Origin of the sequence: Catenibacterium faecis (assembly GCF_014306455.1) — a bacterium.
Taxonomy (GTDB): domain Bacteria; phylum Bacillota_I; class Bacilli_A; order Erysipelotrichales; family Coprobacillaceae; genus Catenibacterium; species Catenibacterium mitsuoka_A.
Window position 1 is genome coordinate 1 of record NZ_JACRWG010000082.1, and the last position, 6,200, is coordinate 6,200.

A 6,200-nucleotide genomic window follows, 5' to 3' on the forward strand; every position below is an offset into this window, starting at 1 on the left:
CATCTTTTCTTTATCTATGATTTATTGATTGAAATAAACTGCGGTCGCTATAAGAATACATTATTATATAGGGTAATATAATTTGCAGTTATCAGATGGGTAGAGTTTGCGGTTTAACATTATGGGAGCAAACTATTTTAGTGATGAACAAGTAAAGGAACTTGAGAAGAATCCATATGTAAAGAAGGTATCTGCCAAAAGTATAACCTATTCTGAAGAATTCAAGGACCTATTCTGGAATGATTTACAGAATGGCATGATGCCTGGAAACATATTTAGAAAGTATGGATTTGATCCAAGTATGCTAGGATCCCGTCGAACTAAAAACTTCACACATCGTGTAAGGAAAGAAGCAGCAAGAGTAGAAGGATTCAAAGATACAAGAAGCACAAATTCTGGCAGACCTCTTACAAGGGTTCTTACTATCGAGGAAGAGCTAGAAAGGCTTAAACAAAAATGCGAAATTCTCCAGCAGGAGAACGATTTTTTAAAAAGAGTGAGATTTATCAACAGAAAGCAAATCTCAAAACTGCAGAAGGACAAACAGTAAGAGAGAAATATGAACTGATGGATAGAACTCTTGAATCACCTAGTAATAATCTGAGTGTCTCAGCATTATGTGATACTGCAGGTGTTTCAAGAAGTGGGTTCTATTCATGAAAGAAACGAAAAAGTTTCATAAGCGAAAAAGAAGAACAAGACCGTAAGGATTTTGAACTGATTTTAGAAGCATACAAGTTCAAAGGATATGACAAAGGCAGACGTGGTATTCATATGCGTCTTCTTCACATAGGCATTGTGATGAATCATAAAAAGATTTCAAGACTGATGAAGAAATACGGGCTATTCTGTCCAATAAGAAAAGCCAATCCTGCAAGAAGAATGGCTAAGGCAATGAAAACATCAAATTATGCGGATAATATTCTGAACAGACACTTTGAGGAGTATAGTCCTGGATATGTGCTTGAAACAGACATTGCTTATCTATTCTATGATCACGAAAGATCTAAAGCCTATTTATCAGTGGTAAAGGATGGATTTACAAAGCAGATTCTTGAATATGTATTATCACCATCCCTAGAAGAAGACTTTGTCCTGGAGACAATCAATCAGCTTTATAGTAAGCATAAGTATAACATTCACACTGATGCTCTGATACATAGTGATCAGGGTGTACATTATACAAGTATCAAGTTTATTGACTTACTTAAGAGCCTGGAAATCAGACAGTCAATGTCAAGAAGAGGAAACTGCTGGGATAACGCTCCCCAGGAATCCTTCTTAGGACATATGAAAGATGAGATAGGTAGATATACAGAGAATGCCTGCTCATACGAAGATCTAAAGGAAATAATAGATTACTATATGGTTTATTACAACACTGATCGTTATCAGTACAATCTAGCCAAGCTTTCACCAAATGAATACTTTGAATATTATATGACTGGTAAGTACCCGCTCAACCATATCGCTAAGGAGCCTGATGAATATAAGGAAAAATTCAGACAGGTAAGAAATAATCTTGATAGAAACTCAACGCTCGAGAAATTAGTAGCTACCCTTCAAAGAATAACTCATTTCAAACAATCCATCAGATAATCTGTGTAGATGACTTCTGATTATATCTATATCATTATTACTTAATGATGCAAAGCCAAAATCATCCATCTTAGTGAATATAACAGTGCCATTAAAATAACCGTCAGCATCATCTGGAAAAGATCTGTAAACAATAGTATGATCAGTATCATATACACTTAAATCCTTTACAAGAAGATAGACTGATGGATCATCATCAAATATATAATCACGGTAATCAAATACACCAAGTTCATTTCTTATGACTTCCTTCATTCTATCTGTTTCCAATACACATAAAACTCCATCTTTAATAATTACATATTTACATAGTTTACACATAAAAATATCCTCCTGGTTATTACAACCTAGAGGATATCTATATTTCTAATTGATTTTAAGTACTTTTTTATTTAATGTCCTTGACACGGGGTCCACATTAGATTCTTATAGTTTCTTATTCTTTTCTTTACATATATCTACTAGTGGACATTCCTTACAATGAGGTGTCATGGCTTTACAATGATATCTTCCAAAGAAGATCATTTGATGATGTGTTTTGATCCATCTATTTTTAGGAATAGTCTTCATGAGCTTCTTTTCTACAGTTAATACTGTATCATCCGCTTTCGCAAATCCAAGTCTTTTAGAAATACGTTCTACATGTGTATCTACCGCAATAGCGGGATAACCAAATCCTTCTGCCATGACAACATTGGCTGTTTTTCTTCCTACTCCTGGGAGTGTAATTAATTCTTTATGAGAAGCTGGTACAACGCCATTAAAGCGTGTCTGAAGAGCTTCAGCCATAGCCTTGACATTCTTAGCCTTATTTCTATAAAGGCCAATAGAATGGAGATCTGACTCTAATTCGGGCAATGATGCATTCGCATAGTCTTCTACTGTCTGATATTTTTTAAATAGATGAGTAGTCAGTTTGTTCACTGCTTCATCTGTTGTTTGCGCTGATAACATTACTGCAACAAGTAATTCTAGATTGTTAGAATGATTCAATACACAACGTGCATCTGGAAACATTGCATCAAATGTATTGAGTATTCGATCTTGTTTTGTTTTAATCATTTTCCCACCAGTTATAATTTCTTACTTCTTCACTTACTTCTGGCTCTTCTTCTTGATATTTCTTAATATAATTCTTAGAATGAGCCCAGTTTTCTAATACTCTTTCAATATATCTAAAAGAAAGTGCATTAGATTTCACTGCTTCTCTTAAAGCAGATACAATCATTTCATCATCATATCCAGTTCTTTTAAACTGATTGATATATTCAATATCCATAGTACTCATTGTACGTCCAAAAGCATCCTCAAATATTTCTACAAGATTGACTTCTTCTTTCTTTTCTACCTTCATACCTAGTAATAGCTTTTCTAAAGGTTTGAAATCAATTTTTAAGTTAATACGATCAAGATAATGTTTGTCAACAAGTCTAATCATAATATCATCAATTTCTTTAATAGATAGAGACGAGAATTCCGCAATCTTTTGAGGATATATAGGTCTTACACCTAAATCACCTAAAGTCATCATCAATAATAATATATGTGTTTCTTCATCTTTTAGCCCTATAGACTTTCCTTTAAGTAATAATAGTTTCTTAAAGTCTATACACTGATAATCTTTCAACATTTCTGTACTCATAGACGATAATACTTCACAAACTTTCCTTCATCTAAAGAGTAATAGAAATAGTAGAGGTGCTCATCATTCTGATATTTTCCAAAATAAACAAGATCACCATTTTCATAACCTATAGATAAGCTACTTACATTTACTTTATATTCATTATTGATTGTATTGATGACATCTTCCTGTTTAGCGATAGAACCACTATAGCTATCTACTAATTTATATTTAGTATTGTAAACCTGATAGACCTTCTTTTTCTTCTTGTCTTTAATACGAATGATATAGTAGGTCTTAGCGCTGTTATATTCATTGAAGTAATCATCATAGTTAAGTTTATGTTTATTAATGATCTTATTTCTTTCTAATGCGATATCATTTTCATGATTAAAATAAGGAACATGTATACTTAACATGCAGAAAGAGACTACAATCAAAATAACCACTAATACTGCAATGATTAAATGATAAATCCAGTTTTTATCTTTCTTATTATAATTCATAACGACCTCCATAGTGCCACTATTATAGCGCATTTAAGATTAAAAAAAAAGAGATTCATCAATTTGAATCTCTATTAGAACTGCTTAATATCATAAAGAGAATTCTTAACATACTTGCAAGAGTTGCACATACTCCAGCAACATAAGTCAATGCAGCAGCATAAAGCATCTGCCATGCACCTGCATATTCATTTTCATTCAAGTATTGAGATTGTAATATCGCAAGTCCTCTTTTTGATGCATTAATTTCTACTGGCAATGTAATAATCTGGAAAGCTAAGATACCACACATAAGGAAGAAACCTAAAAAGGCAAGTTTAGTAGATCCTAATGCAAGTCCAATCATAATCGCAATCCAACCTAAATAATTTCCTACATTACATAAAGGAATAATCGCATTTCTTACACGTATTGGCATGTAGTTTTCATGATATTGAATGGCATGACCACATTCATGTGCTGCAACAGCACATGATGCAATGGTTGTACCATGATATATGTCACTCGAAAGAGATACACTATTATTAGAAGGATCAAAGTGATCTGATAATTCTCCATGTACTTCATAAACTGGTACATGAGTCATTCCATGAGAATCTAATATTTCTCTAGCCACTTGTGCCCCTGTGATACCACGGCTATTTTGTTTTTGACGGTATTTCGCGTATGTAGATTTAATCTTGGCCTGGCAGTATAAAGAAAAAACCATCGCAATAACTACTAAAATTGTACCAAGCATATAACCTGGATTTGTCATTAAATAATTACTCATTTTCATCAACTCCTGATACTATTATACATAAAAATTATTAACTGTATATAAACAAAAAAGATGCATTAGTTCATTGCATCTTTTAATCTATTACTTGGTTTGAAAGAAACTGTACGACTTGCAGGAATGATAATAGGTTCCTTAGTCTTAGGTGAAACACCCTTACGTTCATGGCAGTGATTGATTTTAAATGTACCGAAGCCAGAAATAAGAACTTTGTCACCATCAATCATACTTTCTACCATCGTATCAAAAACTGTATTCACAAGAATTTCAGCGTCTTTTTTTGTTAAATCTCTTTTTTCAGAAACGATATTGATTAATTCTTTTTTATTCACTTCTGTAATGCCTCCTAATAAATTATCCTTGAGTAGTATAACAAAATCTATCTTCTATTTCAAGAGATAAAATACAAAAAAAGCACGTAATAAAGGACATAAAATGAATTACTATTTTTTTGATTTATAGGCTTTTTCCCAGAACTTATTTCCTTCTTTTAAGAACTGTTTTTTAGAAAAAAATGTGATATCTAAGACACTTTCTTTCGCTTTTCTTATATCTAATGCAAAATTTTTTAATTCATTAGATACACGCCATGTATAAGGAATATGGTCTAATAAGAAGTAAGCACCAATTTTTAATGTACCTTTATAAACTGCATTTGTTTTCTTACTATATAACTCCATAATTTCTTGGGCATAGTCACAATAATCTGTTTCATATTCATCACAATACATGACACAATAAATAGTTTTATGATTCATTAAAGACTCATTATTTTTCATATAATCAAGCATACATGAAGGGATGGTTTGCGAAGAGATAGGAAACATGAAAATAAGAGTATCATTATCTACTAAATCTTTATCTTCTATCACTTGTAATGTTTTAATAGTGACATCGTTTTTAAGATAGTGAGCAAGCTTATATGCCTGGTTATACATAACTTTATTTGTATATATTAAACCAGATAAGATGATTAATGTATTATCCACGGTCAACACCTCCAAATGTCTTAAGAGAATTGTCTAATTCTTCTTCAGTGCAAAAATAAGTATTAATAGAAGAAATAGAATAACCTAGAAGAGAATCATGTAAATAATTCATCAACATCTTCTGTTCATGTTCTGATATATCACCATAACCTATAAGAAGGATTTTCTTTGATTGCTGAGCTAAAGATGCATGACAGGTTGTTCCATCTACTGTTGTATAATAAGGCTCATATGAGGCAATATTGCGTTCTATAAAGGATTTTAGAGGTGTATCAAAGCATCCACAATAAATATGAGTCACTAATATAATCAAAGAAGCTTCTCCAATCCATTGATTAATGACTGATATATCATCATGATAACGACAAGGTGATCGTTTTTTTAGGCATGTATAATCACCAGTACAAGCACTATATTTAATATTATTCAGATTTACAATAACACTTTCTTTAAATAACTCTAAAGGAATGTCTTTATCAGTAATAACTATATTTTTCATATGATATGCCCTCCTCCCATAATGATACAAGAAGAAGTAAACGAATTCAATAAAAAAAGCCCTCCCGTCGGAAGGCATAAAAAAAGGACCTGGCAGCTTGCTATTGTCGCGTCTTCACACTATCGTCGCCGTTATGATGCTTAACTTCCGTGTTCGGGATGGGAACGGGTGTGTCCATCATGCTATCGCCGCCAGATCCTCGAGG

General features: G+C 32.5%; 10 protein-coding genes and 1 rRNA gene. 2 read left to right on the forward strand and 9 right to left on the reverse strand.

The annotated features are described in order from the left end of the window. Window positions 1-121: 121 nt before the first annotated feature. Window positions 122-550 (forward strand): HTH domain-containing protein, encoded by a 429-nt coding sequence (locus tag H8909_RS12170; protein ID WP_187013014.1) that lies wholly within the window; start codon window positions 122-124, stop codon window positions 548-550. Between the two features lie 128 nt (window positions 551-678). Then, window positions 679-1,599 carry an IS3 family transposase gene (locus H8909_RS12175; RefSeq protein WP_187013022.1) on the forward strand — a complete coding sequence of 307 codons (921 nt, stop codon included), beginning with the start codon at window positions 679-681 and terminating at the stop codon, window positions 1,597-1,599. Here H8909_RS12175 and H8909_RS12180 read toward each other — a convergent pair. The 9 genes from H8909_RS12180 to rrf form a co-directional block, all read right to left on the reverse strand. Further along, window positions 1,549-1,920 carry a hypothetical protein gene (locus tag H8909_RS12180; protein WP_187013015.1) on the reverse strand — a complete coding sequence of 124 codons (372 nt, stop codon included), beginning with the start codon at window positions 1,918-1,920 and terminating at the stop codon, window positions 1,549-1,551. The genes H8909_RS12175 and H8909_RS12180 overlap by 51 nt on opposite strands. 105 nt (window positions 1,921-2,025) lie before the next feature. Then, a complete protein-coding gene (nth, locus tag H8909_RS12185; RefSeq protein WP_187013016.1) occupies window positions 2,026-2,661 on the reverse strand; it encodes an endonuclease III in 636 nt (211 codons plus the stop codon). Next, window positions 2,654-3,229 carry a DnaD domain-containing protein gene (locus tag H8909_RS12190; RefSeq protein WP_238928292.1) on the reverse strand — a complete coding sequence of 192 codons (576 nt, stop codon included), beginning with the start codon at window positions 3,227-3,229 and terminating at the stop codon, window positions 2,654-2,656. Before H8909_RS12190 ends, nth begins: the two co-directional genes overlap by 8 nt. Window positions 3,230-3,237: 8 nt before the next feature. Continuing rightward, entirely contained in the window at window positions 3,238-3,729 is a 492-nt protein-coding gene (locus H8909_RS12195) for a hypothetical protein (RefSeq protein WP_187013018.1), read from the reverse strand. Window positions 3,730-3,787: 58 nt separating this feature from the next. Beyond that, on the reverse strand, window positions 3,788-4,501 hold the full coding sequence (locus H8909_RS12200; protein WP_369409839.1) for a zinc metallopeptidase: 714 nt from the start codon (window positions 4,499-4,501) through the stop codon (window positions 3,788-3,790). Between the two features lie 65 nt (window positions 4,502-4,566). Beyond that, window positions 4,567-4,839: an HU family DNA-binding protein gene (locus H8909_RS12205; protein WP_022424200.1), complete on the reverse strand. Its 273-nt coding sequence runs from the start codon at window positions 4,837-4,839 to the stop codon at window positions 4,567-4,569. A gap of 111 nt (window positions 4,840-4,950) precedes the next feature. Next, complete coding sequence (locus tag H8909_RS12210; RefSeq protein ID WP_187013020.1) at window positions 4,951-5,496, reverse strand: hypothetical protein; 546 nt, start codon at window positions 5,494-5,496, stop codon at window positions 4,951-4,953. Beyond that, window positions 5,489-5,995: a flavodoxin family protein gene (locus H8909_RS12215; RefSeq protein ID WP_187013021.1), complete on the reverse strand. Its 507-nt coding sequence runs from the start codon at window positions 5,993-5,995 to the stop codon at window positions 5,489-5,491. The genes H8909_RS12210 and H8909_RS12215 overlap by 8 nt, the downstream gene beginning before the upstream one ends. 87 nt (window positions 5,996-6,082) lie before the next feature. Then, a 5S ribosomal RNA gene (rrf, locus tag H8909_RS12220) occupies window positions 6,083-6,191 on the reverse strand. Window positions 6,192-6,200: the final 9 nt, after the last annotated feature.